This is a genomic window from Salipiger sp. PrR007 (genome assembly GCF_010499845.1).
Lineage (GTDB): Bacteria > Pseudomonadota > Alphaproteobacteria > Rhodobacterales > Rhodobacteraceae > Salipiger > Salipiger pacificus_A.
Window position 1 is genome coordinate 1 of record NZ_JAAGOZ010000004.1, and the last position, 1,239, is coordinate 1,239.

The following is a 1,239-nucleotide window of genomic DNA, read 5'->3' on the forward strand; positions in this document are numbered from 1 at the left end:
AAGGAAAAGTTTGAGCGCGGCAAACCGCACTGCAACATCGGCACGATCGGTCACGTCGACCACGGCAAGACCACGCTGACCGCAGCGATCACTAAGTACTTCGGTGACTTCCGCGCGTACGACCAGATCGACGGCGCGCCGGAAGAAAAGGCACGCGGCATCACGATCTCGACCGCGCACGTGGAATACGAGACCGACGCGCGTCACTACGCGCACGTGGACTGCCCCGGCCACGCCGACTACGTGAAGAACATGATCACCGGCGCGGCGCAGATGGACGGCGCGATCCTGGTTGTGAACGCAGCTGACGGCCCCATGCCGCAGACCCGCGAGCACATCCTTCTGGGCCGCCAGGTGGGCATCCCCGCCATGGTCGTGTTCATGAACAAGGTTGACCAGGTCGACGACGAAGAGCTGCTCGAGCTCGTCGAGATGGAAATCCGCGAACTGCTGTCGGCTTACGACTTCCCGGGCGACGACATCCCCGTCATCGCCGGCTCGGCTCTGGCCGCGATGGAAGGCCGTGACCCGGAAATCGGCGAGAACAAGATCCGCGAACTGATGGCGGCCGTGGATGAGTACATCCCGCAGCCGGCACGTGCCGTGGACCAGCCGTTCCTGATGCCGATCGAAGACGTGTTCTCGATCTCGGGCCGCGGCACCGTGGTCACCGGCCGCGTGGAGCGTGGCGTTGTGAACGTCGGCGACGAACTGGAAATCGTCGGCATCCGCGACACCAAGAAGACCACCTGCACCGGTGTGGAAATGTTCCGCAAGCTGCTCGACCGCGGTGAAGCCGGCGACAACATCGGCGCCCTGCTGCGCGGCATCGACCGCGAAGGCGTTGAGCGTGGCCAGGTTCTCTGCAAGCCGGGTTCGGTCAAGCCGCACACCAAGTTCGAAGCCGAGGTCTACATCCTGACCAAGGAAGAAGGCGGCCGTCACACGCCGTTCTTCGCGAACTACCGTCCGCAGTTCTACTTCCGCACCACCGACGTGACCGGCACCGTGACCCTCCCCGAGGGCACCGAGATGGTCATGCCCGGCGACAACCTGAAGTTCGCCGTGGAACTGATCGCCCCGATCGCCATGGAAGATGGTCTGCGCTTCGCAATCCGCGAAGGCGGCCGCACCGTCGGCTCCGGCGTCGTGTCGAAAATCATCGAGTGATGCGCTTCTGCCCGGTCCTCGGACCGGGCGGGCATTGCGAAGGGGCCGCCCATCGGGCGGCCCCTTTTC

Annotated in this window: 1 protein-coding gene; it reads left to right on the forward strand. The window is 64.6% G+C overall.

Going from position 1 to position 1,239, the window contains the following annotated elements; genetic code table 11:
- Nucleotides 1-1,170: elongation factor Tu (gene tuf / locus G0Q01_RS00025; protein ID WP_164188787.1), on the forward strand; the 1,170-nt coding region annotated here is incomplete at its 5' end.
- Nucleotides 1,171-1,239 lie beyond the last annotated feature (69 nt).